Annotated in this window: 22 protein-coding genes; 11 read left to right on the forward strand and 11 right to left on the reverse strand. The window is 59.3% G+C overall.

The window, feature by feature from the left end:
• Positions 1-79: 79 nt before the first annotated feature.
• Together rlmI and hspQ are read left to right on the forward strand one after the other, a co-directional pair.
• Positions 80-1,270 carry a 23S rRNA (cytosine(1962)-C(5))-methyltransferase RlmI gene (gene rlmI, locus HA46_RS10180; RefSeq protein WP_084884029.1) on the forward strand — a complete coding sequence of 397 codons (1,191 nt, stop codon included), beginning with the start codon at positions 80-82 and terminating at the stop codon, positions 1,268-1,270.
• Between the two features lie 59 nt (positions 1,271-1,329).
• A complete protein-coding gene (gene hspQ / locus HA46_RS10185; protein WP_033751160.1) occupies positions 1,330-1,647 on the forward strand; it encodes a heat shock protein HspQ in 318 nt (105 codons plus the stop codon).
• A 32-nt stretch (positions 1,648-1,679) separates the two neighbouring features.
• Here hspQ and HA46_RS10190 read toward each other — a convergent pair whose 3' ends face one another.
• Positions 1,680-2,102 carry a CoA-binding protein gene (locus tag HA46_RS10190; protein ID WP_033789366.1) on the reverse strand — a complete coding sequence of 141 codons (423 nt, stop codon included), beginning with the start codon at positions 2,100-2,102 and terminating at the stop codon, positions 1,680-1,682.
• Between the two features lie 172 nt (positions 2,103-2,274).
• On the opposite strand from HA46_RS10190, the gene HA46_RS10195 reads away from it, so the two are divergent.
• Both HA46_RS10195 and mgsA read left to right on the forward strand, forming a co-directional pair.
• Positions 2,275-2,916, forward strand: coding sequence for a YccT family protein (locus HA46_RS10195; protein ID WP_033789363.1), 642 nt, complete (start codon positions 2,275-2,277; stop codon positions 2,914-2,916).
• Between the two features lie 68 nt (positions 2,917-2,984).
• The gene (gene mgsA / locus HA46_RS10200; protein ID WP_084884031.1) at positions 2,985-3,443 is read left to right on the forward strand and encodes a methylglyoxal synthase; all 459 of its coding nucleotides are present in this window, start codon (positions 2,985-2,987) and stop codon (positions 3,441-3,443) included.
• On the opposite strand, the gene helD is transcribed toward mgsA, so the two are convergent.
• A complete protein-coding gene (gene helD / locus HA46_RS10205; RefSeq protein WP_084884034.1) occupies positions 3,444-5,498 on the reverse strand; it encodes a DNA helicase IV in 2,055 nt (684 codons plus the stop codon).
• 124 nt (positions 5,499-5,622) lie between these two features.
• Here helD and HA46_RS10210 point away from each other — a divergent pair, with 124 nt between their 5' ends.
• Both HA46_RS10210 and yccS read left to right on the forward strand, forming a co-directional pair.
• On the forward strand, positions 5,623-6,066 hold the full coding sequence (locus HA46_RS10210; RefSeq protein ID WP_033789356.1) for a YccF domain-containing protein: 444 nt from the start codon (positions 5,623-5,625) through the stop codon (positions 6,064-6,066).
• A gap of 9 nt (positions 6,067-6,075) precedes the next feature.
• Positions 6,076-8,214 (forward strand): YccS family putative transporter, encoded by a 2,139-nt coding sequence (gene yccS, locus HA46_RS10215; protein WP_084884037.1) that lies wholly within the window; start codon positions 6,076-6,078, stop codon positions 8,212-8,214.
• Here the strand turns inward: yccS and HA46_RS10220 are convergent.
• Entirely contained in the window at positions 8,211-8,822 is a 612-nt protein-coding gene (locus HA46_RS10220; RefSeq protein WP_084884039.1) for a TfoX/Sxy family DNA transformation protein, read from the reverse strand. The genes yccS and HA46_RS10220 overlap by 4 nt on opposite strands.
• A gap of 209 nt (positions 8,823-9,031) precedes the next feature.
• Here HA46_RS10220 and sulA point away from each other — a divergent pair, with 209 nt between their 5' ends.
• Positions 9,032-9,523 (forward strand): SOS-induced cell division inhibitor SulA, encoded by a 492-nt coding sequence (sulA, locus tag HA46_RS10225; protein ID WP_033789349.1) that lies wholly within the window; start codon positions 9,032-9,034, stop codon positions 9,521-9,523.
• A 353-nt stretch (positions 9,524-9,876) separates the two neighbouring features.
• Entirely contained in the window at positions 9,877-10,944 is a 1,068-nt protein-coding gene (ompA, locus tag HA46_RS10230) for a porin OmpA (protein ID WP_084884042.1), read from the forward strand.
• 72 nt (positions 10,945-11,016) lie between these two features.
• On the opposite strand, the gene matP is transcribed toward ompA, so the two are convergent.
• Entirely contained in the window at positions 11,017-11,484 is a 468-nt protein-coding gene (matP, locus tag HA46_RS10235; RefSeq protein ID WP_143807619.1) for a macrodomain Ter protein MatP, read from the reverse strand.
• A 162-nt stretch (positions 11,485-11,646) separates the two neighbouring features.
• Here matP and HA46_RS10240 point away from each other — a divergent pair, with 162 nt between their 5' ends.
• Both HA46_RS10240 and fabA read left to right on the forward strand, forming a co-directional pair.
• Complete coding sequence (locus HA46_RS10240) at positions 11,647-13,404, forward strand: AAA family ATPase (RefSeq protein WP_244277517.1); 1,758 nt, start codon at positions 11,647-11,649, stop codon at positions 13,402-13,404.
• A 67-nt stretch (positions 13,405-13,471) separates the two neighbouring features.
• Positions 13,472-13,990 (forward strand): bifunctional 3-hydroxydecanoyl-ACP dehydratase/trans-2-decenoyl-ACP isomerase, encoded by a 519-nt coding sequence (fabA, locus tag HA46_RS10245; protein WP_033751185.1) that lies wholly within the window; start codon positions 13,472-13,474, stop codon positions 13,988-13,990.
• A 57-nt stretch (positions 13,991-14,047) separates the two neighbouring features.
• Here fabA and rmf read toward each other — a convergent pair whose 3' ends face one another.
• From rmf to rlmKL, 6 genes are all read right to left on the reverse strand, one after another.
• Positions 14,048-14,215 (reverse strand): ribosome modulation factor, encoded by a 168-nt coding sequence (gene rmf, locus HA46_RS10250; protein ID WP_071997392.1) that lies wholly within the window; start codon positions 14,213-14,215, stop codon positions 14,048-14,050.
• Positions 14,216-14,492: 277 nt separating this feature from the next.
• Complete coding sequence (pqiC, locus tag HA46_RS10255; protein WP_084884048.1) at positions 14,493-15,059, reverse strand: membrane integrity-associated transporter subunit PqiC; 567 nt, start codon at positions 15,057-15,059, stop codon at positions 14,493-14,495.
• Positions 15,056-16,699 carry an intermembrane transport protein PqiB gene (gene pqiB / locus HA46_RS10260; RefSeq protein ID WP_084884051.1) on the reverse strand — a complete coding sequence of 548 codons (1,644 nt, stop codon included), beginning with the start codon at positions 16,697-16,699 and terminating at the stop codon, positions 15,056-15,058. The genes pqiC and pqiB overlap by 4 nt, the downstream gene beginning before the upstream one ends.
• On the reverse strand, positions 16,686-17,954 hold the full coding sequence (gene pqiA, locus HA46_RS10265) for a membrane integrity-associated transporter subunit PqiA (protein ID WP_084884054.1): 1,269 nt from the start codon (positions 17,952-17,954) through the stop codon (positions 16,686-16,688). The genes pqiB and pqiA overlap by 14 nt, the downstream gene beginning before the upstream one ends.
• Before the next feature lie 16 nt (positions 17,955-17,970).
• Positions 17,971-19,887 (reverse strand): ABC transporter ATP-binding protein, encoded by a 1,917-nt coding sequence (locus tag HA46_RS10270; protein WP_033789339.1) that lies wholly within the window; start codon positions 19,885-19,887, stop codon positions 17,971-17,973.
• Between the two features lie 6 nt (positions 19,888-19,893).
• Positions 19,894-22,008: a bifunctional 23S rRNA (guanine(2069)-N(7))-methyltransferase RlmK/23S rRNA (guanine(2445)-N(2))-methyltransferase RlmL gene (gene rlmKL, locus HA46_RS10275; protein ID WP_084884056.1), complete on the reverse strand. Its 2,115-nt coding sequence runs from the start codon at positions 22,006-22,008 to the stop codon at positions 19,894-19,896.
• Positions 22,009-22,182: 174 nt separating this feature from the next.
• Between rlmKL and HA46_RS10280 the strand changes: the two genes are divergently transcribed.
• Positions 22,183-23,292 carry a YcbX family protein gene (locus tag HA46_RS10280; protein ID WP_084884058.1) on the forward strand — a complete coding sequence of 370 codons (1,110 nt, stop codon included), beginning with the start codon at positions 22,183-22,185 and terminating at the stop codon, positions 23,290-23,292.
• Positions 23,293-23,295: 3 nt separating this feature from the next.
• Here HA46_RS10280 and HA46_RS10285 read toward each other — a convergent pair whose 3' ends face one another.
• A complete protein-coding gene (locus tag HA46_RS10285; RefSeq protein WP_033751204.1) occupies positions 23,296-23,838 on the reverse strand; it encodes a cell division protein ZapC in 543 nt (180 codons plus the stop codon).
• Between the last annotated feature and the right edge of the window lie 5 nt (positions 23,839-23,843).

Here is a 23,843-nt window from a genome sequence, read left to right on the forward strand (position 1 = left end):
CTCCTGCCGCTGCGCGTTGCAATTTTCCGTTATCCGCCGGACAATGGCGCCTCATTTTTTCAGGTAAGCATAGCAAACTATGACCGTTCGATTGATTCTCGCTAAGGGACGTGAAAAATCCCTGCTCCGCCGCCATCCGTGGGTGTTTTCCGGTGCCGTCGCGCGCCTTGAAGGTAAAGCGCAACTGGGTGAAACCGTTGATGTCTGCGACCATAACGGCAAATTTCTCGCGCGCGCGGCCTGGTCGCCGCAGTCGCAAATTCGCGCCCGCGTCTGGAGCTGGCAGCAGGACGAATCAATTGATATCGCCTTCTTCGTACGCCGTTTCGAGCAGGCGCGGCAGTGGCGCGACTGGCTGGCGCAGAAAGACGGGCTGGACAGCTATCGCCTGATCGCCGGCGAATCTGACGGCTTGCCTGGCGTGACCATCGATCGCTTCGGCAACTTCCTGGTGCTGCAGCTGCTCTCCGCCGGCGCCGAATATCAACGTCCAGCGATTCTCTCCGCGCTGCAGCAGTGCTTTCCCCAGTGCGCCATCTACGATCGATCCGATGTGGCGGTGCGTAAAAAAGAGGGTCTGGAGCTGACGCAGGGCCCGGTGACCGGCGAACTACCGCCGCCGCTGCTGCCGATAACCGAACACGGCATGAAGCTGTTGGTCGATATTCAGGGCGGCCACAAAACCGGCTACTACCTCGACCAGCGCGACAGCCGTCTGGCGACGCGCCGCTACGCGCAAGATGCGCGCGTGCTGAACTGCTTCTCCTATACCGGCGGGTTTGCCGTCTCGGCGTTAATGGGCGGCTGCCGCGAAGTCATTAGCGTGGACACCTCGCAGGAGGCGCTCGACGTGGCGCGCCAGAACGTCGAGCTCAACGAGCTGGATCTGTCGCGCGCCCAGTTCGTGCGCGACGACGTGTTCAAGCTGCTGCGCCGCTACCGCGACGCCGGCGAGAAGTTCGATCTGATAATCATGGATCCGCCAAAATTCGTAGAGAACAAAAACCAGCTGGCGGGCGCCTGTCGCGGGTATAAAGATATCAATATGCTGGCGATGCAGCTGCTCAATCCCGGCGGCATCCTGATGACCTTCTCCTGTTCAGGCCTGATGGCCACCGAACTTTTCCAGAAAATCGTGGCCGACGCTGCGCTGGATGCGGGCCGCGAAGCGCAGTTTATTGAGCAGTTCCGTCAGGCGGCCGATCACCCGGTGATCGCCACCTATCCTGAAGGTCTTTATCTTAAAGGTTTTGCATGTCGTGTGGTGTGACTTGAAAAAGCGCCTTCTGACGCCATATTGATCAGGAGGCAGTTTTTCTGGAGGTCACTATGATTGCCACTAAATTTGGTATTGGTCAGCAGGTTCGCCACCGCCTTTCGGGCGTGCTGGGCGTAATAGTGGATGTCGATCCCGAATATTCGCTGGATACGCCGAAGCTGGACGAGGTCGGCGCGACCGAAACGCTGCGCCGCGCGCCCTGGTATCACGTGGTGATGGAAGATGAAGAAGGCGATCAGGTGCACACCTATATCGCTGAGATTCAGCTTTCCGGCGAAACCAGCTCGGAGCATCCGGAACAGCCGGAGATGGACGAGCTGGCCGCATCCATTCGCCAGCAGTTGCAGGCCCCGCGCCTGCGCCACTAATGGCAGGCGGCATTCATACGCCGCCTGTAATGTTACTGTTTCTGTCGCGTCACGCCCAGGCGCGGAATTTCCATTTTAGGACAGCGATCCATAATCACGGTGAGGCCTGCATCCTGCGCCAGCACGGCAGCCTGCTCGTTGATCACGCCCAGCTGCAGCCAGAGGGTATCCGCGCCCACCGCGATCGCTTCCTGCGCCACGCCCCACGCTGCTTCTGAATTGCGAAACACGTCAACCATATCGATTTTGCCCGGGATCTCTTCCAGTTTCGCGTAGGCCGTCTGGCCCAGCAGCGTCTGCCCGGCCAGTTTCGGGCTTACCGGGATCACTTCGTAGCCCTGATCCAGCAGATATTTCATCACGCCGTAGCTTGGCCGGTCTGGACGATCGCTGGCGCCTACCAGTGCAATGCGCTGAGTGCGCGTCAACACGTCGCGAATCGTTTGATCGTTCATCTTTCTCTCCTTATTTCAGAGCATTAAATGTAGCGTCGCCTGTTAAGCGCGCCGCTCTTCAGAAAGCGGAATTTTGCACTGGCGCACAAAAATATATGTTCAAATGTAAATTTACTGCCATAATGTAAGAATTTGCTACACACAAAACTTTGCGCCCTATTCTGGAGTCTACATGAAACTCTCTCTGGCCGTGACGGGGTTGACTGTTCTCCTCGTCTCGGCAACCTGTCAGGCCATCACGCTAAAGCTTGATCCGCAGATCGATCTGCTGGTGCTGGACGGGCGCAAAATTTCCGGTTCGCTGCTGAAAGGCGCCGACAGCCTTGAGCTGGAACGCGGGCAGCATCAGTTTCTCTTCCGCGTCGAACAGCTGCGCGACGCGCGCAAAGACGCGTCGCTGCGCTATCAGTCTGCGCCGATGATCGTCACCTTCAACGCTCAGGTCAAAACCATTACCATCCGCCTGCCCGCGCTGGAAAATCGTCGCGAGCGTCACCACTTCGACCGCACGCTCAATTTTCAGCTGGTCGACGAACACGGCAAAGAGATCGATATTCGGCGCGATCGCCTGCCGCTCTCAGCGGAAAGCGATATGGAAAAGGCGATGATCCTCTATAACCGCAACGGCCAGGTCGCCTCCGTGCCCCACTTCGCCGCCGTGCGCGACGGTGCGGCCAACCGTCCCCCCGTCGAAGCCGAATTCGTCTGGATAGATGAAGCGCAGTCGCCTGCGATTAAGCGCTGGTTTCATCGCTTCGATCAGGCGACCCGCCAGCAATTTATGTCGCTGGTCAAATTGTTAAGGACAAGTTGATAGGCGGGAAAGACGCAGGGTAAACTCGTGCCACTCTTCTTCGCACGCGACTTCACCAGGACGTCTTTATGGAACAGACCACCCGCACGCTTGGCCTCAGCAAACATATCGCGCTCGTTGCGCACGATCACTGCAAGGCCTCGCTGCTCGACTGGGTAAAACAGAACCAGCCCATCCTTGAACCCCACACCCTTTACGCCACCGGCACCACCGGCAATCTGATTAATCGCCATACCGGCCTGAACGTGAATGCGATGCTGAGCGGCCCGATGGGCGGCGATCAGCAGGTGGGCGCGCTGATTGCGGAAGGCAAAATCGACGTGCTGATCTTTTTCTGGGATCCCCTTAACGCGGTGCCGCACGATCCCGACGTTAAGGCGCTGCTGCGCCTCGCCACCGTCTGGAACATTCCGGTTGCCACCAACCGCGCCACGGCCAACTTTATTATTCAGTCGCCGCTGTTTGCCCAGACGGTGGAGATCGCCATCCCCGATTATCAGCGTTATCTGCAGGCGCGCCTGAGCTAATCAGGCTTTACGCAGCAGCGGCACGCCGAGCTGACGAAACGCCTCGACAAAGCGCGAAGGCTGCTCACGATCGTAGAGCATCCACACCTGCTGGCGCGCGCGCGTTAACGCCACATAGGCCAGACGCCGCTCCTCCGCATCCGGAAAATCCTCCGGCTGCGGCAGCAGTCCCTGCTCGATCACCGATTCGCGCGCCTCGGCGGGAAAGCCCTCTTTGCCCGCCTGCAATCCCAGCAGAATAACGAAATCGGCTTCCTGTCCCTTACTGGCGTGAATGGTCATAAAGTCGAGGTTGAGCTTCGGCCAGCGGGTTTTGGCTTTATCCAGCACATCCGGGCGCAGATGGTGATAGCGCGCCAGCAGCAGCACCCGCTCGTCAGTTTTCACGTAGCCGCTCAGCTTGTTCAGCAGCGGCTCCAGCTGCTCTTGCGGGAGGAGTCCGGCGGCTTTTTTGCTGCCTTTGATCAGGCTGTTGAGCGGCTTGCGCAGCTGGTGCGGGTTCTGCTGGACGAAGCGGTTAGCGATATCGCCGATACGATCGTTAAAGCGATAGGTGGTATCCAGCATGCAGCGATCGCCGTCGCCGAAGTAGTGATGAAAGGCGGTGGTCAGCGTCATCTCTGCGCCGGTGAAGCGATAGATCGCCTGCCAGTCGTCGCCTACGGCGAACAGCGTGGCGCGCTTGTTCTGCTGGCGCAGCGCCGCAAGCAGCGCGGCGCGCTGCGGCGAGATATCCTGAAATTCGTCTACCAGAATATGCTTCCACGGGCTGATAAAGCGTCCCTTGTCGAGAATCGCCACGGCCTGATGGATCAGCCCGGAAAAATCGACCGCGCCTTCCTCTTTCAGCGCGCTTTTCCAGGCTTTCAGCAGCGGCGCCATCAGCTTCACACGCTTGCCGAACAGCTCGCGCACCTCTTCCGGCGCGTGAGCGATCATCGCCGCCTGCGCGCCGCCGTGCATGCGCATCAGTCCCAGCCAGCGTTCTAGGCGCGACGCCAGCAGTTTCGCCAGCCGATCGTCCTGCCAGAAGTGCCCTTCAGGCAGCTCCCACTCCAGCTCGTCGCGCAGCCACTGACGCCAGCCGTTCGCCTGCGCCTTCTTCTCGTCGCACTGCTGACGCCAGGTGTCGATCAGCAGCGCATGACGCGCCGCGATATCGCTCTCCAGCTTGCTGATGACCGGCTGCTTATTGCTGCCTTCGCGGATAATGTGCAGCGCCAGCGCGTGAAAGGTGCGCGCCTGAATGTCAGCGACGCCCAGCCGCGACCGAATGCGATCGTTCATCTCTTCCGCCGCCTGACGCCCAAACGCCAGCAGCAGAATTTGTTCGGGCGCGGCCAGCTTGCGCCGCAGCAGCCAGCCCGCCCGCGCCACCAGCACCGAGGTTTTGCCACTGCCTGCGCCAGCGAGCACCAGCACCGCATCTTCGCCGTTCACCACCGCTTCGCTCTGCGACACATTGAGCGGCGAGGATTCCACCGTGGCGAAAAAGTCGTGATGCGCGCTCAGCATGCGCGCCGTCCAGTCGCGGTTACGCCGGCGCAGCGCCGCGTCGCCCTGCTCCAGCCAGCGCTGGCACAGCAGGTAAGGCTCGCGGCAGTCGCTGAACTCCTCCAGGCGTGCCAGCGGCAGCGGCAGCGCGGCGAACTGTTTTTCGATGGTGCCGCGCAGCGCCTGCAGCTCGCTGCGTTTGATCCAGCGATCCTGCTCGCCGAAGCGCTCGATCTCCTGCCTGAGTTCGCCTAACACTCCGGCGCAAATCGCGCTCATCTCGGCGCTCCACGCCTGCCAGGCCTGCAGCAGATAGTGGTAGAAGCGCTGTGTCTCCTGCCATTCGGTGCCGTGCAGCCGCACTACCTTGTCGTCAGGGAGTAAAAATTCCAGCTCGCCCCAGACCATGCCGCGCTTGCAGCTGATATTGAGCAGCTCGTTGAAAGGAATCAGGTATTCGTGTCGTTCTCCGCTTACTTCCACCCCAGCCGCCAGCAGGCGTACCCGGTTATAGGGATGCTGGGCAAGCCGTTTGCCCATCGATGTCGCTTTGAGTTCCATGTCCACACCGTCGAACCTGGGAAAAGAATATCGGGAGTTTACCTGTCAGACTCTTGGCGCTCCAGCCTTAAAACAGGCTAAACTTGGCGGCACATCTTGCGGAAAGCAAAAGGAAAAAAACGCCATGCGCACTGTGTTGAACATTCTCAATTTTATCCTCGGCGGGTTTATCACCACCCTTTGTTGGCTGTTCGCCACGCTGGTGAGTATCGTCCTGATCTTTACCCTGCCGCTGACGCGTTCCTGCTGGGAAATCACCAAACTCTCTTTGCTGCCTTACGGCAACGAGGCGGTGCACGTGGATGTGCTGCGCCCGGAGAGTAAAAGCGCGCTGCTGAACACCGGCGGCACCTTTCTCAATATTTTCTGGCTGATCTTTTTCGGCTGGTGGCTCTGTCTGACCCATATCTCCACCGGGATCGTACAGTGCATCAGCATCATCGGCATCCCGGTAGGCCTCGCCAACTTTAAAATCGCCGCCATCGCGCTCTGGCCGGTCGGCCGCCGCGTGGTCTCGGTTGAAGAAGCTCGCGCCGCGCGCGACGCCAACGCCCGTCGGCGCTACTGAGGCCGCTATATGATGTCCAAAGCCTTGCCGGGCTGGCGCAACTATCTCTTTAACAGCAGCTGGCGTTATCTGCTGCGCATTTTTCTGGCGCTGACCGGCTGCGCGGCGGTGCCCTGGTGGCTGCATCAGATAGACTGGACCATCCCGCTGACGCTCGGCGTGGTGGCCGCGGCGCTGGCCGATCTCGACGATCGTCTTACCGGTCGGCTACGCAATCTGCTGATTACCCTGCTCTGCTTCTGTATCGCCTCGGTGTCGGTAGAGCTGCTTTTTCCCCATCCGCTGGCCTTTATGGCCGGTCTGGCGATCTCCACCTGGGGCTTTATTCTGCTGGGCGCGCTCGGCCAGCGCTACGCCACTATCGCCTTTGGCGCGCTGCTGATTGCGGTTTACACCATGCTGGGCATCGGGCTTTTTTCGCAATGGTATATGCAGCCGATACTGCTGCTGGTCGGGGCGCTCTGGTACAACGTGCTGACGCTGCTTGGCCATCTGATGTTCCCGGTGCGGCCGGTTCAGGAACAGCTGGCGGGTAGCTACGCGCAGCTGGCGCAATACCTTGAAGCCAAGGCGAATCTGTTCGATCCCGACGGCGAGGCGCAGGACGACGCCACGCTGATCCGCACCGCGATGGTCAACAGCCAGCTGGTGGCGCAGCTGAATCTGACGAAAAGCACGCTACAGAGCCGCCTGCGCGGCGATCGCGGATCGCGCAGCACCCGCCGCAGCCTGCACTACTACTTTGTGGCGCAGGATATCCACGAGCGCGCCAGCTCCTCCCATCTGCAGTATCATCTGCTGCGCGACGACTGGCGCTACAACGAGATCCTGTTCCGCTTTCAGCGGCTGCTGAATATGCAGGCGCAGGCGTGCCGTCAGCTCTCTCAGTGCATTTTGCTGCGCGAGCGCTGGGAACACGATCCGCGCTTCGAGCGCGCCTTCGATCGCTTGCAGACGGCGCTGGAGCGCCTGCAGCAAAACGAGCCTGATGCCCCCCATCTGCGCCCGCTTTTCTGGCTGCTGCGCAATTTGCGCGCTATCGACGCGCAGCTGGGATCGATAGAGTCTGAGCAGTCTTTAGCCAGCGAAAACCTGGCGGGCGATAATCGATTGTCGCGCGAAGGGCTAAGCGGCTGGAGCGACATTCGCCTGCGGCTGAGCCGCCATATGACGCCCGCCTCCGCGCTGTTCCGCCATGCGGTGCGCATGACGGTGGTGCTCTGTATTGGCTACGGCTTTATTCAGATTACCGGCCTCCATCGCGGCTACTGGATCCTGCTTACCAGCCTGTTTGTTTGCCAGCCTAACTATAACGCCACGCGGCGCAGGCTCGCGCTGCGTATCGGCGGTACGCTGGCGGGCATCGCCATCGGCCTGCCAGTGCTCTGGCTGGTGCCTTCAACCGAAGGCCAGCTGGTGCTGATCGTAGTCAGCGGCGTGCTGTTTTTCGCCTTTCGTCAGGTGCAGTACGCGCAGGCGACGCTGTTTATCACCCTGCTGGTACTGCTCTGCTTCAATTTGCTGGGAGAGGGGTTTGAGGTGGCGCTGCCGCGCATCGTGGACACGCTGCTGGGATGCGCGCTTGCCTGGCTGGCGGTGGCGTTTATCTGGCCCGACTGGCGTTTTCGCCAGTTGCCCGCCGTGGCGGCGCGCACCCTGAACGCCAACTGCCGCTATCTGGATGCGATTATGGAGCAGTATCACCAGGGCAAAGACAACCGCCTCGCCTATCGCATCGCGCGCCGCGACGCCCACAACGCCGATGCGGAGCTGGCTTCGGTGGTTTCCAATATGAGCGGCGAGTCGCGGACGCAGCAGAAACATAAAGAGTCCGCTTTCCAGCTGCTCTGCCTTAACCACTCTTTCCTGAGCTATATCTCCGCGCTGGGGGCGCACCGCGATAAGCTGAACGACGGCGCGCTGCTGACGCTGCTCGACGATACGGTTTGCTATGTCGAAGACGTGCTGCAAACCGATGTGGTAAGCGACGCCGAAGCGGAAACGATGCAGAGCGCGCTGACGCAGCGCATCAGCGATATGGCTGCCAATCAGGAGACGCGCGCTCCGCTGGTGCTGCAGCAGCTAGGCTTGCTGGTCGCCCTGCTGCCGGAGATCGCCCGACTGCGCCGCACGCTGGCGCAGCCTTAAGAGGGGTCGCCTTTTAACGTCTCCTGATACCATTCATTCAGTTCCGCCCTGACCGTTTGCGGCAGGGCGGCTTCATGGCGCCCTTCTATCGCCCCTTCCAGCGCCAGCAGCGTTTTAAAGCCGATATGCTGGTTGATCGCTCTGAGCCTGAGCCAGCACCGTTTTGATCCCAGATCCCTCAGATGGCGCACGGTCCTTACGCCCGCCTCGTGCAGCAAGAGCTCCATACGCAGGCTAAGATTGGGCAGATCTTTCAGCCGCAGCGGACGCTGCCTGGCCAGCGTCTCCTGACGGGCGGTGCGCAGCGAGGCGGCGGAGAGCGACAGCAGGCGATCGGTGTCGCGCCATAGCGCGTCGTCGACGCGAAAGTAGTTAAGGCTCACCTCGGCGCCGCGCTTGTGAAACACCAGCGGCTGCATCGGCTGCCGCGCCGCATATTCCCGCAGCGCTTCGCTGGCGCGCAGGTAGAGCGCGTCGTCGTTGACCAGCGCGAAAACCACTTTTTCTACCGCCAGCGCATAGCCGCCGAACTGAGTGCGCGACTCGATTTGGCCTAGCGCGGCCAGACGACTGCGGGACATTTCTACAATGGGATGCTGTTTTTTCATGACACGCTCTCCTTGTGTGCAATTAATAAAAAACCATCTCTATCAATCCGTTAGAGATATAGAAAAAATCAATTAAGGGTTCAATTAATTCTTTTGTTCGAGCCCGACCTTCTCCCTTTTTTGCGAGCCGTTTTCCAAATTTGAGGTTGATCTTTATCCAGGAAGTCATTACTGTATATCCATACAGTCCAATGCTGAGTGGTTAACTTATGCGCACCCAACACTTTAATAATGCAGGCTTCGCTCACCGTCACGTATCCGCTTCTAAACCGTCGCAGCACAGCGGCTGGATTACGGAACTGCGCTACAGCGAACAACCCGGCATGATGCAAATGTTGCTGCTGCCGTTACTGCAACAGCTCAGCCGGGAGTCTCGCTGGCAGCTGTGGCTGACGCCCGCGCACAAGCTCAATCGCGCCTGGCTGCAGCAGTCGGGTCTGCCGCTGGAAAAAAGCATGCACGTCGCCGATTCCGAGCGTTGCACCTCTGTCGAGGCGATGATTAAAGCTTTGCGCACAGGGAATTACAGCGTCGTGCTGGCGTGGATACCTTACGATCTGGATGAGGAAGAACGGCGCGAATTAGAGCAGGCCGCCGCGGAAGGCAAAGCGCTGGGGTTGATTATGCGTCCGAATGGGACGACAGAACCTTCGCTGCGACCAAATAAAGGACTAAAAATTCAGTCGGATTTGTTTCATTAAGTAAAAATAAGATTTTTCTCGGGCCAATTGCCTTTTTTGATTCAGCTAAACCACTGATTCTTTTCCCTCCAGCTTTGACAATGGTTTAGCTGCATTTTGCCTTAAAGCGCGACGGCATTAAGACCGGGCGAAATGTTAGAATATGTGTATAAAGCCCTGTTTTTTTGCAGCATCCCCTCACATCATACTTGTAACTTTCCAATCTCGTTGTAGACTTTACCTCGCCAGGGTGCTCAATAATCTCCGTTTTTTAATCGGTAGAGTCATAAGCGAGCGTATTAACCCGGCGAAGGATTACAACCAAGAGCATCCCTTTTTGCTCATTGCCTATTTGGATGATAACGAGGCGCAAAATGAAAAAGACAGCTATCGCAATTGCAGTGGCACTGGCTGGCTTCGCTACCGTAGCGCAGGCCGCTCCGAAAGATGACACCTGGTATACCGGTGCTAAACTGGGCTGGTCTCAGTATCACGATACTGGTTACTACGGTAACGGTTATGGCAACAACAATGGCCCGACTCACGAATCTCAGCTTGGCGCTGGTGCATTCGTAGGTTACCAGGCTAACCCGTACCTGGGCTTCGAGCTGGGTTACGACTGGCTTGGCCGTATGCCGAACAAAGGCACCGTAAACAACGGCGCATTCAAAGCACAGGGCGTTCAGCTGGCTGCTAAACTGAGCTATCCGATCGCTGACGATCTGGATGTCTACACCCGTCTGGGTGGTATGGTATGGCGCGCTGACGCAACTCAGAACAACGCTGTCAACGGCCGCATCAGCGACCACGACACCGGCGTTTCTCCGCTGGCAGCAGTGGGTGTTGAATACGCTCTGACTCAGAACTGGGCAACTCGTCTGGACTACCAGTGGGTTAACAACATCGGCGACGCACAGACCGTTGGCGCACGTCCTGACAACGGCATGCTGAGCGTAGGCGTTTCATACCGCTTCGGTCAGGATGAAGCAGCACCGGTTGTAGCTCCGGCTCCGGCTCCGGCTCCAGTTGTTGAAACCAAGCGTTTCACCCTGAAGTCTGACGTGCTGTTCACCTTCAACAAATCTACCCTGAAGCCGGAAGGCCAGCAGGCTCTGGATCAGCTGTACAGCCAGCTGAGCTCAATGGATCCGAAAGACGGTTCAGTCGTCGTTCTGGGCTTCACTGACCGCATCGGCTCTGAACAGTACAACCAGAAACTGTCTGAGAAACGCGCTCAGTCAGTGGTTGACTACCTGGTTTCTAAAGGTATCCCGTCTAACAAGATCTCTGCACGTGGCATGGGCGAATCTAACCCAGTTACCGGCAACACCTGTGACAGCGTGAAAGGCCGTCAGGCTCTGATCGACTGCCTGGGCCCGGACCGTCGCGTAGAAATCGACGTGAAAGGTATCAAAGACGTTGTAACTCAGCCGCAGGCTTAAGTTACTACGTAAGAAAAAACCCCGCAAAGCGGGGTTTTTTTATGTCTCTCTTCTGGCGTTTAACGTGCCGCGCTAGTCGCTTCCCGTTTCTGATTTGCCGAGAATCGCCTGAAGATCCTGTTTCAGGCTCGACATCTGGGTGGCGTATTTCTCTTTACGTTCGGCATCTTCGATCAGCTGAACGATAGTTTCCGACAGCGTGCAGCCGCGACGCTGCGCCAGCCCCGCCAGCCGCTGCCACACCAGATACTCGAGATCGATCGATTTCTTACGCGTATGCTGATGCTCAGCGTTGAAGTGCCGCTTACGGCGCGCGCGAATCGTTTGTTTCAACCGGTTATCCAGGTCCGGATGAATATGTTGCGCGATCCATTCAGCCACATCGACCGGACGGTTTTCCATTGAGAGCAGTTCATCCACGGCTGCCTGCGCAGCGCTAAGTTCAAGATGACGCGTGATCAGCTCGCCTTCCCGGTGCTTCTTCACCAGGTATTTCCATTTCCATCCACTTTCAAGATTTTCGAGTTGTTGGTATTTCATCGGAATCTCATCGTGACCGCGTAACAAACTTAGAATAACAGTTTTTTTCCTGGATGCAGTAAGGAAAAAGGCGTTGTATGTCTCAGGGTTAATCCGAACCATGCAGTGCTTAGTAAAGGGGTTTCCTGTATAATCCCGCTTTTCTTTAATTAACCAAATGCGATTATTTTGACCAGCTCCCAACTTTCCTGGCAAGACCTGCAGCCGAATACTACCGGATACGCGTCCGTTTTCTCCCGTATTACCGAAGAAGAAACTGATAGCCTGGCGACGGTACAGCCGCGTTTGCTGAATGCGCTGGCCTGCCTCGATCAGCAGAGCGAAGGCTTTCCCCTTCTGCTGGTGTGCAGTCAGGAGAATCTGGACTATCTGGCGCTTATTGCGCGCCAAATGGAGCGTATCGCCGACGAGCCTACCGAGCTGTTCGGCGGACATTATCATATCATCGCGGATAACGTGACCCTTCAGCCGCCCGGTGATGCCTCGCATCCTTTTACCGGCAGCGGTCAGGTTCAGTTCGCAGAGTGGATTGAAAACGATCAGCTATTTGGCTGCGTGCGCCTGCATCGCGACCGACTGCAGCTTGAGCCGGGCCTGATTCACCGCGCCAACGGCGGAACGCTGGTGCTGTCGCTGCGCACCCTGCAGGCGCAGCCGCTGCTGTGGCTGCGGCTGAAACGTGCTATCCAGCTGGGCCGCCTGGAATGGCAGTCGCCCGATGAACGTCATCCTCTGCCGGTCTCTGTTCCCCCGCTTCCGCTTAGCCTGAAGCTGGTGCTCTGCGGCGACCGCGATGCGCTGGCGGCGTTTCAGGAGAGCGATCCTGAACTGCACGAGATGGCGATCTATACTGAATTCGAAGAGAACATGCAGATCGTCGACGAAGACGACATGCTGGCCTGGTGCCGCTGGGCGCAGGATGTCGCGCTGCAGGCGGGACTGCCCGCTCCGCAGGCCGATTTCTGGCCGCCCCTGATCCGCGAAGCGGTGCGCTACACCGGCGATCAGGAAGTGCTGCCGCTTTGCCCGCGCTGGCTGCTGCGTCAGATGCGCGAAGCCTTCGCGCAGGAGAACGCGCTTAACGAGGCGGCGCTAGTCAGCGCCCTTGACGTGCGCACCTGGCGCGAAGCCTTCCTCGCCGAGCGCATGCGCGACGAAATTTTGCTGAAGCAGATCCTGATTGAAACCGAAGGCGAAGTCGTCGGTCAAATCAACGGTCTTTCCGTGGTGGAGTTTCCGGGCCATCCGCGCCCGTGGGGCGAACCTTCGCGCATTACCTGCGTAGTGCATCCGGGCGACGGCGAGTTTACCGACGTCGAACGCAAAGCTGAACTGGGCGGCAACATCCATGCCAAAGGCATGATGATTATGCAGGCGTATCTTATCGCCGAGCTGGAGCTCGATCAGCAGTTGCCCTTCTCGGCCTCGCTGGTATTTGAACAATCTTACTCGGAAGTCGACGGCGACAGCGCCTCTCTGGCGGAACTCTGCGCTCTCGTCAGCGCGCTGGCTAACCAGCCGATTAATCAGCAGATTGCCGTCACCGGATCGGTGGATCAGTTCGGCAACGTTCAGCCAGTCGGCGGCCTGAACGAGAAGATCGAAGGCTTTTTCACTATCTGCAACGAGCGCGAACTGACCGGCCAGCAGGGCGTAATTATTCCGGCGTGCAATGTGCGTCACCTCTGCCTGAGTCAGGATGTGGTCGACGCGGTTGAACAGGGCCGCTTTCATATCTGGGCGATCGATCGCGCCGATGAGGCGCTGCCGCTGCTGACCGGCGTGGTCTGGCGCAGCGAAGAGGATAACGGCGACGCGCTGCTGCGCCGGATTCAGGATCGTATTACCCAACTCAATCAGCAGGAAGCGAGTCATCGCCCCTGGCCGCTTCGCTGGCTAAACTGGTTCAACCAGAACTGATTGAATTGCTCAGCGTACAGCTGTTCGCTAAACTTCGTGCTTCACTAAAACAAGGCTTATTGAAAACATGGTTGATAAACGCGAATCCTATAGCAAAGAGGACCTGATTGCGTCAGGTCGCGGTGAACTGTTTGGCGAGAACGGTCCGCCGCTTCCGTCAGGCAACATGTTGATGATGGACCGCGTGGTCAAGATGACCGAAGATGGCGGTAAGTTCGACAAAGGTTTCGTTGAAGCCGAGCTGGATATTAATCCGGACTTATGGTTTTTCGCCTGCCACTTTATCGGCGATCCGGTCATGCCGGGCTGTCTCGGTCTGGATGCGATGTGGCAGCTGGTAGGATTCTATCTGGGCTGGCTGGGCGGCGAAGGCAAAGGCCGCGCGCTGGGCGTTGGCGAGGTGAAATTCACGGGCCAGGTGCTGCCGACCGCCAAAAAAGTGACCTACCGCATTCACTTCAAGCGCGTCATTAACCGTAAGCTGGTGATGGGCGTCGCCGATGGCGAAGTCTTCGTCGATGGTAACCTGATTTACTCTGCCAGCGATCTGAAAGTCGGTCTGTTCAAAGACACCAACGCTTTCTGATAGCGCACATGAAAACCTCCGCCAGCGCGGAGGTTTCTTCCTTTTCCTGACGGTCGATTACGCCGTAACCGCCCTGTCCTCCATGGCTTGTCGCCAACCTCCCAACCAGTGAGACTTAGCCTCAATCATCTGATACGGACACATCTCTTTTGAGCGTCCTGTAATACCGGCCTGGTAGCCACGTGCATGAGCGCGTTCAAGGCGGTCTCGTTTCTGTCTCTTCATACTCCGTATCCCTCATATCAGGTCTGTGGAATCTGGTGGAAAGAAATAGAGTGGCGAATTATTACTCAGCCACTATTAAGTTCTACCTGCCCCGCTTCGAAAGGTCAATGCGCAAATTTCACGCCATTGTCATCATTTTGACGCTTTATTGTTCTTTTTCTTCGTTGCGAAGCGTTACAGGTTCGCTTATCGCCTTGAAGCGGCAACAAAAAAAGCCCCCGACCGCCGTCGCATTTCGCGGACGACAATCAGGGGCTGAGCACATCTTTAGCGAATTTTATTCTGTGGTTATCGCTGCGTTGGCGATTTGCTGCGCTGTTTGCTGCCAGCCGATAGCCAGAGTGCGCACCAGCGCGTCATAACCATCCTCGTTCTGCGGCAGCGCCACGTCGAATCCCTGCTTCACCACATGACCATTATGCTGCAGCACCCATTCGCCGCTCACCACGCCGCGCCCGTCATAGCGGCCCTGGAATCCGGTCACCGTCACGCTCAGCGTGTCATGCTTTTCGCCCAGCGGCGCGGCGGAAACCAGCCGGCCCGGCAGCGCCTTGCTCAGGTTCGCCACCAGCGTTTGCTGGAGCTGCTGATCCAGCGGGCTGGCCCAGAGATTATTGGCGGCGATAACGTACTTCACGTCGCTGGTCTGATAGACCAGGCCGTTGCCCGCCAGGTAATCAGGCACCGCCACCTGCTGAACCCACAGCGCCGGCGGCTGCGCTTCGCCGCCGCTGCGTACCTGCATTGCCGCCGGCTTCGACGGCAGCTGGTAGTAGGTGTTATCGATGGTGCTGCTGCATGCGCTTAACAGCAGCGCGGCGCAAAAAACGGCTCCTTTTCTCACTGTTTCGCCCTCTTTGGCTGTGGATCCTGACCCGGTTTGGCCTCGAAGACCAGCGCGTTGCTCTTGGTATTAAGGGTTTTTAACACCGGCTGCAGTTCGCGCAGCACCTGATCCAGTCGCTGCATATCGCCTACCAGCTTGTTATAGGCCGGTGAGCCTGGCTGCAGCCCCTTCATGCTGCGATTCAGCTCGCGCAGCGTTTGCTGCATATCTTCCGGCAGCGTTTTCATCGCCGGGCTGGCGGTGATCTGATTGAGGTTTTTCAGCGTGCCCTGCATTTCACGCAGCGTGCGCTGGCTCTCTTTCAAGGTGCCGGTCGCCTCGGTCACCACGTTGTTAAGCGGCAAGGCGTTGATCTTGTCGAGCGCCGCCACCAGTTTTTGCTGGATCTGGCTCAGGCCGCCGCTGGTGGTCGGAATGATCTCATAGCCTGCGATTTTGTTCGGGCCTTTGTAGGCCGGCACGTTATCGTAGAAATCGAGATCGATATAGAGCGAGCCGGAGAGCAGATTGCCGGTTTTCAGCGAGGCGCGCAGGCCGCGTTTTTTGCCGTCCTGCAGATGCTGCTCCAGGTTGAAGTCCTGACCCAGTCTGGCGGTGAAGCGGTCAGGCTCAATGCGGATCAGCACCGGCACGCGATAATCGTTGTTCAACGCCTGATTCACCCCTTCGGTCATAAAGGGCGCCTGCGCCACCGTACCCAGACGGATGCCGCGGAACTCGACCGGCGCGCCCACCTGCAGGCCGCGAATCGAATCGGGGAAGAACATCAGGAAATCGACGTGATTGGTGTAGAGCGAATCCTGGATGCTGCGCTGATCGTCGAACAGATGATAGTCGGCGTTGTTCGTCGCCGCCTGGCCTAGATCCCAGCCGTCCGGCACGTCGAAGCTGACCCCGCCGCTGAACAGCGTAGTCAGCGAGCCCATCTCGACGCGCATGCCCGATGCCGACATATCCACCGCGATGCCGCTGTCCTTCCAGAAACGGACATTGGTGGTCACCAGCCGATCGTAGGGCGCGGCGATAAACAGCTGATAGGTCATCATGCGCTTATCGGTATCAAAGGTGCTGGTCTCCACGGTGCCGACGCGATAGCCGCGGAACAGCACCGGATCGCCTGCGTTGAGCTGCCCCGCTTTTTTGCTGTCGAGCGTAATGCGGATGCCTTTGGCGTCCGGCGGCGCCAGCGGCGGCGCGTCGAGCAGCTCATAGCGCTCTTTCGGCTCCTCTTTTTTGCCCGGCTGCAGTTCGATATAGTTGCCGGAGAGCAGCGTATTCAGGCCAGTTACCCCTTCGCGGCCAATCTGCGGCTTCACCACCCAGAACACGCTGTCGCCGTGCAGCAGCTTTTCCATGCCGGAGTTGAGCCGCGCGGTAATTTCTACGTGATGCAGGTCGTCGGTCAGCTCCGCTTTTTCCACCACGCCGACGTCAACGCTGCGGCTTTTGATGGTGGTTTTCCCCGCTTCGATACCTTCCGCATTTTCCGTAATCAGGGTCACTTCCGGCCCGAGATGGCTGAAGTGGTAAAACAGGATCCATCCGCCGATCAACAGCGTCACGATGGGGACAATCCAGACCGGCGACCAGCGTTTAATCTGGTCGACCCTGGCATGGCCGTGGTTACTTTCCGTCAAGGCGCGGCTCCTTTGTAGTATGTTCCCGTACGCGATCCCAGGTCAGGCGCGGGTCAAACGTCATGGCGGCGATCATAGTAAGGATCACCACCAGCGCAAACAGCAGCGCGCCCGTCGCGGGATAAACATTCATCAGTTGCCCCATGCGCACCAGCGCAGAGAGCACGGCGATAACAAACACGTCGATCATCGACCAGCGGCCGACAAATTCGACGATTTCATAAATCAGATGCATCCGTTCGCTGTCGCGATGGCCGCGTCCGCTGGCGTTCCAGCAGAGCCAGCCAATCGCCAGCATCTTCAGCGACGGCACCATGATGCTGGCGATAAAAATCACCAGCGCCACCGGATAGGATCCGTCGCTCCAGAGCAGGATTACGCCCGCCATAATATTAGACGGATAAGGCGTACCGAGAGTTTCGGTCACCATAATCGGCAGCATGTTGGCGGGAATATAGATCATCAGCGAAGTAAACAGCAGCGCCAGCGTCCACTGCAGGCTGTGCTTGCGGCGCGGCGCGGCGATCACGCCGCAGCGCGGACAGTCGGGATGGTCCGCGGCCAGGATCGCGGTGCAGCAGGGACAGGAGCGCATCCCCTGCTCCAGCCCGCTGACGCCCTTTTCCGGCGCATGCGGCAGCGGCGGCATCGGCGCGATCTGCTCCCACAGCCAGCGTCGATCCACGCACTGAAAGGCGCGCAGCTGCAGCAGGCAGAACAGGCACCAGGGCCAGAAGCTGGTCTCAAGACCGATATCGCCGTAGGCCATCAGCTTGACGAAGCTGACCAGCACGCCGGCCATAAAGATCTCCGCCATGCCCCAGCTGCGCAGCTGGAACAGGATGCGCGCCAGGCCCAGACGCAGGCTTACCGGCATCGGTATGCGGTTCACCAGCAGAATAATGGTCAGCATGCAGAGCGCAGGGATCGCCTGAACGAATGCCAGAAACAGCGTGGCCAGGCTGCTGTAATCCTCCGACACCATCACCCGCGGGATCTCCAGCAGCGAGATCTGGCTGCTGAGACCCGCGACCTTCATGGTGATGAAGGGAAACAGGTTGGCCAGCAGCAGCATAAACAGCGCAGCCAGCGCGTAGCCGGTCGGCCGTTTACGTGGCTCGGGCCAGTTCGCGGTCAGCACCGAATGACAGCGCGGGCAGGATGCACGGCTGCCCTGCGGCACGTCCGGCAGTTTTACCATTAAATCGCACTGTGGACAAAGCATCCACGCCTGACTTTCAGCGGCTGAACACATCCCGACTCCCTTATGGTTACGCGCCGTTTTTCAGCGCTTCCAGCTCTTCCCAGCGAGCGAACGCCGTTTCCAGTTCCTGCTCGGTCTGCGCCAGCGCGTCCAGTACCGGCTGAGTCTGGTCATGCGGCTGGCTGAAGAAGTCAGGATGGCTCATTTTTGCCTGCAGCTCGCCGATGCGCGCCTCCAGCGTCTCCAGCTTCTGCGGCAGCTGCTCCAGCTCTCGCGTCAGGTTATAGCTTAGCTTGCCGCCGCCGCGTTTCGCGCCGTCAGCTTTTTCCGCCGCCGGTTTCGCCGCGGCGGCAGGCTTGTTTCCCTGGGCGCTTTTCTGCTGTTTGTAAGCGGCGCGCTGCTGCTGCGCGTCGTGATAGCCGCCGACGAAGCTGCCGATTTCGCCGTTGCCTTCGAAAATCCAGCACTCGGTCACGGTGTTGTCGACGAACTGACGATCGTGGCTCACCAGCAGCACGGTGCCCTGATAGCCGTCGATCAGCTCTTCCAGCAGCTCGAGGGTTTCGACGTCGAGGTCGTTGGTCGGTTCATCGAGAATCATCAGGTTGCTGGGACGCAGGAAAAGGCGCGCCAGCAGCAGGCGGTTGCGCTCGCCGCCGGAGAGCGCGCGCACCGGCGTCATGGCGCGTTTTGGATGAAACAGGAAGTCCTGCAGGTAGCCGAGCACATGGCGCGGCTTGCCGTTCACCATCACCTCTTGCTTGCCTTCCGCCAGGTTATCCATCACGGTGCGATCGGGATCCAGCTCGGCGCGATGCTGGTCGAAGTAGGCGACTTCCAGCTTTGTGCCGCTGTGCACGCGGCCGCTGTCGGCTTTCAGCTGCTGCAGCATCAAACGCAGCAGCGTGGTTTTGCCGCAGCCGTTGGGGCCGATGAGCGCGATCTTGTCGCCGCGCTGCACCTGCGCGGAGAAGTCATGCACCAGCGTCTTGCCGCCCACGCCATAGTTGACGTGCTCCAGCTCGAAAACGATTTTGCCCGAGCGCGACGCTTCGCCCACCTGCATATTGGCTTTGCCCATCACTTCGCGGCGCTCGGAGCGTTCGCGACGCAGCGCTTTCAGCGCGCGCACGCGGCCCTCGTTGCGGGTGCGGCGCGCCTTGATGCCCTGACGGATCCACACCTCTTCCTGCGCCAGCTTGCGGTCGAACTCGGCGTTCTGCATCTCTTCGACGCGCAGCGCCTCCTCTTTCCCCTCCAGGTAGAGATCGTAATTGCCCGGCCAGGAGACCAGCTTGCCGCGATCGAGGTCGACGATGCGCGTCGCCATATTGCGGATAAACGAACGGTCATGGGAAATAAAAACGATGCTGCCGCTGAAGGTTTTCAGGAAGGTTTCCAGCCAGTCGATGGTTTCGATATCGAGGTGGTTGGTCGGTTCGTCCAGCAGCAGCACGCGCGGGTTGCTCACCAGCGCGCGGCCCAGCGCCGCTTTGCGCAGCCAGCCGCCCGACAGCGACGACAGCTCGGTATCAGGCTCCAGACCGATCTGCTGCAGCACATCGTTGATGCGGCTCTCCAGCTGCCACAAATTGTGGTGGTCGAGGATAGTCTGCAGGCGTCCCATCTCGTTGAGGTTTTTCTCGCTGGGATCGAGCATCACCGCATGCGAAATCGCGTGATAGGCTTTGAGGTGCTCGGCCTGCTCTTCCACGCCCTCCGCCACAAAGTCATAGACGGAGCCGGTAATATTGCGCGGCGGATCCTGCTGCAGACGCGCCACCACCAGGTCCTGCTCGAAAATGATGCGGCCGTCATCCAGCGGCTGCTCCCCGTTAATGATTTTCATCAGGGTCGATTTGCCTGCGCCGTTACGGCCGACCAGACAGACGCGCTCGTTCTCTTCGATATGCAGCTCGGTGTTGTCGAGCAGTGGCGCATCGCTGAATGAGAGGTAAGCGCCGTGAATACTGATTAATGACATCTGAACTTATTCCTTACCGGCGTGAGTAATCAGCCAGCAGTTGTGAATTTGACGGTTGCGGGCAAAATCCTGCGACAGGGTTTTCTGGGTAATGTCCTGCGCCTTCAGGCCCAGCGATGCCAGCCCCTCAAGGTCCATTTTAAAGCCGCGCTTGTTGTTGGAGAACATGACGGTGCCGCCCGCGCGCAGCAGGCGTTTCAGGTTGCGCATCAGCATAATGTGATCGCGCTGCACGTCGAAATCCTCTTCCATGCGTTTGGAGTTGGAGAAGGTCGGCGGATCGATAAAGATCAGATCGAACGTCTCGTCGCTCTCGCGCAGCCAGCTCAGGCAGTCGGCCTGCATCAGGCGATGCTGACGGCCGGTCAGCCCGTTCAGACGCAGGTTGCGCTCCGCCCACTCCAGATAGGTGCGCGACATGTCGACCGTGGTGGTGCTGCGTGCGCCGCCCAGCCCGGCGTGCACGCTGGCGCTGCCGGTATAGGAGAAGAGGTTGAGGAAATCTTTATCCTTGCTCATTTTGCCGAGCATTTGGCGCGCGATGCGGTGGTCGAGGAACAGCCCGGTGTCCAGGTAGTCCGTCAGGTTCACCAGCAGGCGCGCGTTATACTCCTGCACTTCGAAGAAATCGCCCTTCTCGCCCAGTTTCTGATACTGATTCTTGCCTTTCTGCCGCTCGCGCGTTTTCAGCACCAGACGGTTGGCGGGCAGCTCCAGTACGCTGAGCGTCGCGCCGATAACGTCAAACAGGCGCTGGCGCGCTTTCGCGGCGTCGATGGTCTTGGGCGGCGCATACTCCTGCACCACCACCCACTCGCCGTAGCGATCCACCGCCACGTTGTATTCCGGCAGATCGGCGTCATAGAGGCGATAGCAGGCGATACCTTCCTGACGTGCCCACTTCTCTAGCTTCTTCATGTTTTTACGCAGGCGGTTAGCGTAATCCTCGGCGATCTGCGCGCCGTTTTCGCTGCTGTTTTCCGCCAGCTGATAGTTCTTCTGCACGCACTCGATAGGGCCGTTTTTCGCCTTGAACTGGCGCTCCGCGCGCAGCTGCAGGCAGCTCAGCAGCTCAGGCGAACCGCTGAAGAGCGACAGGGTCCAGCCGCCGAAGTGCTGTTTCATGATGCGGCCAAGCTGGCTGTGCAGCGCGATCAGCGCCGGCTCGCTCTCCAGGCGTTCGCCGTAAGGCGGGTTGCTCAATACCGTGCCGCGCTGCTCGCCAGGCAGCGGGTTTTTCAGCTGCAGCACATCCTGACGCGCGAAGGTAAAGAGATCGGCGACGCCGGCGCGGCGGGCGTTAGCCTGCGCCCATTCCAGCACGCGGCCGTCGCTGTCGTAGCCGAAGAAGCGCGCCTGCGCGGCGGCGGTGCCAGCGCGCGCGCGCTGCTGCGCCTCGCTTTTCACATCGCGCCACAGCGCGTCGTTATGCTGACGCCAATGGGTGAAGCCCCAGCGGCTACGCAGCAGGCCCGGCGCGCGATCGCAGGCGATCAGCGCCGCTTCAATCAGCAGCGTGCCAGAGCCGCACATAGGATCGAGCAGCGGCGTGGTCGGCTGCCAGCCGGAGCGCAGCACGATCGCCGCCGCCAGGTTCTCCTTGAGCGGCGCCTGGCCGGTCTGCTGACGATAGCCGCGCTGATGCAGCGCGTCGCCGCTCAAATCCAGCGCGATGCTGGCGCGATCTTTATTCAGCCAGACGTTGATGCGGATATCCGGCTGCTCGCGATCCACATTGGGACGCGGTAGCTTCTGACGGGTAAAGGAATCGACAATCGCGTCCTTGACCTTCAACGCGCCAAACTGGCTGTTGCGAATCGATTCGTTGGTGCCGCTGAAGTGCACCACGAAGGTATGCTGACTGCCGAACAGTTCGGTCCAGTCGATGCTCTGTACGCCGACATAGAGATCGAGATCGCTGTAGACGCCAAATTCGCCAAGCGGCAGCAAAATACGCGACGCCAGCCGGCTCCACAGCAGACTCTGATACATCGTACGGTCATCGGCTTCAAAGTGAACGCCTCCCTGTACCACCTGCAGATCCTGCGCGCCCAGCGCGTCCAGCTCACTTTTTAACAGCTCTTCGAGCCCACGCGCCGTACTGGCAAAGAGAGAATTCATATCGTCACTATTACTCTTGAGAAAATTGCTGCGCATTATACCCTAATTACGCCTCATTGTTGGAAAGCTACACGCGCCTATCACCCGGCCGATCACGAGGCTATAGCGTCCCGACGCCATGTATCATAAAGTTAGCTTCTTTTGCCGCCCACGCCCGCTTCTCTGGAGATCGCCATGCTTACGCTGTCCCGTCTGTTCATTCATCCGGTCAAATCGATGCGGGGTGTACACCTTTCCCATGCGCAGGCGCTGGAGAGCGGACTGGCTTTCGACCGCATTTTTATGGTGACGGATCTGGACGGCACCTTTATTACCGCGCGCCAGTATCCGGAGATGGTGCGCTTTACCCCGGCGCTGTTGGCCGACGGCCTCTCTCTGCAGGCGCCCGACGGCAGCCAGGCGACGATCCGCTTCAGCGATTTCGCCGCGCAGGAGGCGCCGACGGAAGTCTGGGGCAACCATTTTACCGCGCGCATCGCTCCCGACGACATCAACGCCTGGCTCAGCGCCTTTTTCCCCCGTCCGGTGCAGCTGCGCTGGGTTGGGCCGCAGCCGTCGCGCCGGGTGAAACGCTTTAACGAGGTGCCGCTGGGTTTTGCCGACGGCTATCCGTTTCTGCTGGTTAACAGCGCCTCGCTGCAGGATCTGCAACAGCGCTGCCCGGCCAGCGTGCGCGCCGAGCAGTTTCGCGCCAACCTGATTGTGAGCGGCGCGCCGGCCTGGGATGAAGACAGCTGGGCAACGGTGCAGATCGGCAGTGTAATTTTCGACGTGCCCAAACCCTGCAGCCGCTGCGTCTTTACCACCGTCGGCACCGAAAGCGGCCGCAAGCATCCAGACGGCGAGCCGCTAAAAACCCTGCAGGGCTTCCGCAGCGCGCAGGACGGCAGCGGCGATATCGACTTCGGCCTGAATTTGATTGCGCGCGGCAGCGGCATCGTTCGCGTCGGAGACGAGGTGCAGGTGCTGGCGCGCCATACGCCGCGCGCCTACGGGCCTGGCGCAGTGGTCGAAACCCTTAAGCCGCAGCAGCAAACGGCGGCGGCGGTCTCTGTGACCTGGCAAGGCGAGCAGTTTCAGGGCGATAACCAGCAGGTGCTGCTGGAGCAGTTAGAGCAGCAGGGTTTTAAAATCCCCTACTCCTGCCGGGCTGGGCTGTGCGGCAGCTGTAAAGTGACGCTGGTTGCGGGAGAGGTAAAAGCGCTGAAGAAGAGCGCCATTCGCGACGACGGCACCATTCTGAGCTGCAGCTGTATTCCCGCTGGCGATATAGAACTGGCGTGAAAATCAGACCGCGTAAGCGAAGCGCGGCGCACTCTCCGCATGGTGCGGCAGCAGGCGATCGTTCATGATTTTAATGGCGTCGCCTAACACCATCTGTTTGCCCGCGAGCGTCAGCGTAGGCTGCGCCAGCAGGCAGAGGGTGGCATTGCCGCCGCTTTCCACCGCCAGCAGCCGCGCCTGTTCGCCATTCTCCGCCAGCGTGACCTCCACCATGTCGCCCGCCTCCGGCTGCAGCACGCAGGTCCAGGCGGTAAAATGCCAGCTTTTCGGCATCAGCGGCTTCAGAAAGCGGCTCGCCACCAGCGCGTTGAGCGTCAGCTCGGCGCGCTGATTAACGCTTAGCGAACTCTGTCGGCAGCGTTCTTCGAAGGTATAGTAGAGGGCGGCGTCGTCAACGCTGAATCCGGTCTGGGTGAAGGCGTCGGGGGTCAACATTTTGCGGGGAAAGCGAGAGCGGAAAAGCATACCGTCAGCCAGGTCCAGCATCATCCGGTCATGGTCGGCGTCAAAATACCAGCGCCAGTTATCGTCAGGTTTGATTTTCATAATTT

Origin of the sequence: Pantoea septica (assembly GCF_002095575.1) — a bacterium.
GTDB classification, from domain to species: domain Bacteria; phylum Pseudomonadota; class Gammaproteobacteria; order Enterobacterales; family Enterobacteriaceae; genus Pantoea; species Pantoea septica.

What these genes read in the sequence shown, in the direction of transcription:
- rlmKL (WP_084884056.1), bottom strand. Translation starts at nt 22,008, where the DNA reads ATGAATTCTCTCTTTGCCAGTACGGCGCGTGGGCTCGAAGAGCTGTTA.
- helD (WP_084884034.1), bottom strand. Translation starts at nt 5,498, where the DNA reads ATGGAACTCAAAGCGACATCGATGGGCAAACGGCTTGCCCAGCATCCC.
- HA46_RS10280 (WP_084884058.1), top strand. Translation starts at nt 22,183, where the DNA reads ATGCTTACGCTGTCCCGTCTGTTCATTCATCCGGTCAAATCGATGCGG.
- fabA (WP_033751185.1), top strand. Translation starts at nt 13,472, where the DNA reads ATGGTTGATAAACGCGAATCCTATAGCAAAGAGGACCTGATTGCGTCA.
- HA46_RS10270 (WP_033789339.1), bottom strand. Translation starts at nt 19,887, where the DNA reads ATGTCATTAATCAGTATTCACGGCGCTTACCTCTCATTCAGCGATGCG.
- HA46_RS10195 (WP_033789363.1), top strand. Translation starts at nt 2,275, where the DNA reads ATGAAACTCTCTCTGGCCGTGACGGGGTTGACTGTTCTCCTCGTCTCG.
- hspQ (WP_033751160.1), top strand. Translation starts at nt 1,330, where the DNA reads ATGATTGCCACTAAATTTGGTATTGGTCAGCAGGTTCGCCACCGCCTT.
- yccS (WP_084884037.1), top strand. Translation starts at nt 6,076, where the DNA reads ATGATGTCCAAAGCCTTGCCGGGCTGGCGCAACTATCTCTTTAACAGC.
- rlmI (WP_084884029.1), top strand. Translation starts at nt 80, where the DNA reads ATGACCGTTCGATTGATTCTCGCTAAGGGACGTGAAAAATCCCTGCTC.
- rmf (WP_071997392.1), bottom strand. Translation starts at nt 14,215, where the DNA reads ATGAAGAGACAGAAACGAGACCGCCTTGAACGCGCTCATGCACGTGGC.
- mgsA (WP_084884031.1), top strand. Translation starts at nt 2,985, where the DNA reads ATGGAACAGACCACCCGCACGCTTGGCCTCAGCAAACATATCGCGCTC.
- HA46_RS10210 (WP_033789356.1), top strand. Translation starts at nt 5,623, where the DNA reads ATGCGCACTGTGTTGAACATTCTCAATTTTATCCTCGGCGGGTTTATC.
- pqiA (WP_084884054.1), bottom strand. Translation starts at nt 17,954, where the DNA reads ATGTGTTCAGCCGCTGAAAGTCAGGCGTGGATGCTTTGTCCACAGTGC.
- ompA (WP_084884042.1), top strand. Translation starts at nt 9,877, where the DNA reads ATGAAAAAGACAGCTATCGCAATTGCAGTGGCACTGGCTGGCTTCGCT.
- HA46_RS10285 (WP_033751204.1), bottom strand. Translation starts at nt 23,838, where the DNA reads ATGAAAATCAAACCTGACGATAACTGGCGCTGGTATTTTGACGCCGAC.
- sulA (WP_033789349.1), top strand. Translation starts at nt 9,032, where the DNA reads ATGCGCACCCAACACTTTAATAATGCAGGCTTCGCTCACCGTCACGTA.
- HA46_RS10190 (WP_033789366.1), bottom strand. Translation starts at nt 2,102, where the DNA reads ATGAACGATCAAACGATTCGCGACGTGTTGACGCGCACTCAGCGCATT.
- matP (WP_143807619.1), bottom strand. Translation starts at nt 11,484, where the DNA reads ATGAAATACCAACAACTCGAAAATCTTGAAAGTGGATGGAAATGGAAA.
- HA46_RS10220 (WP_084884039.1), bottom strand. Translation starts at nt 8,822, where the DNA reads ATGAAAAAACAGCATCCCATTGTAGAAATGTCCCGCAGTCGTCTGGCC.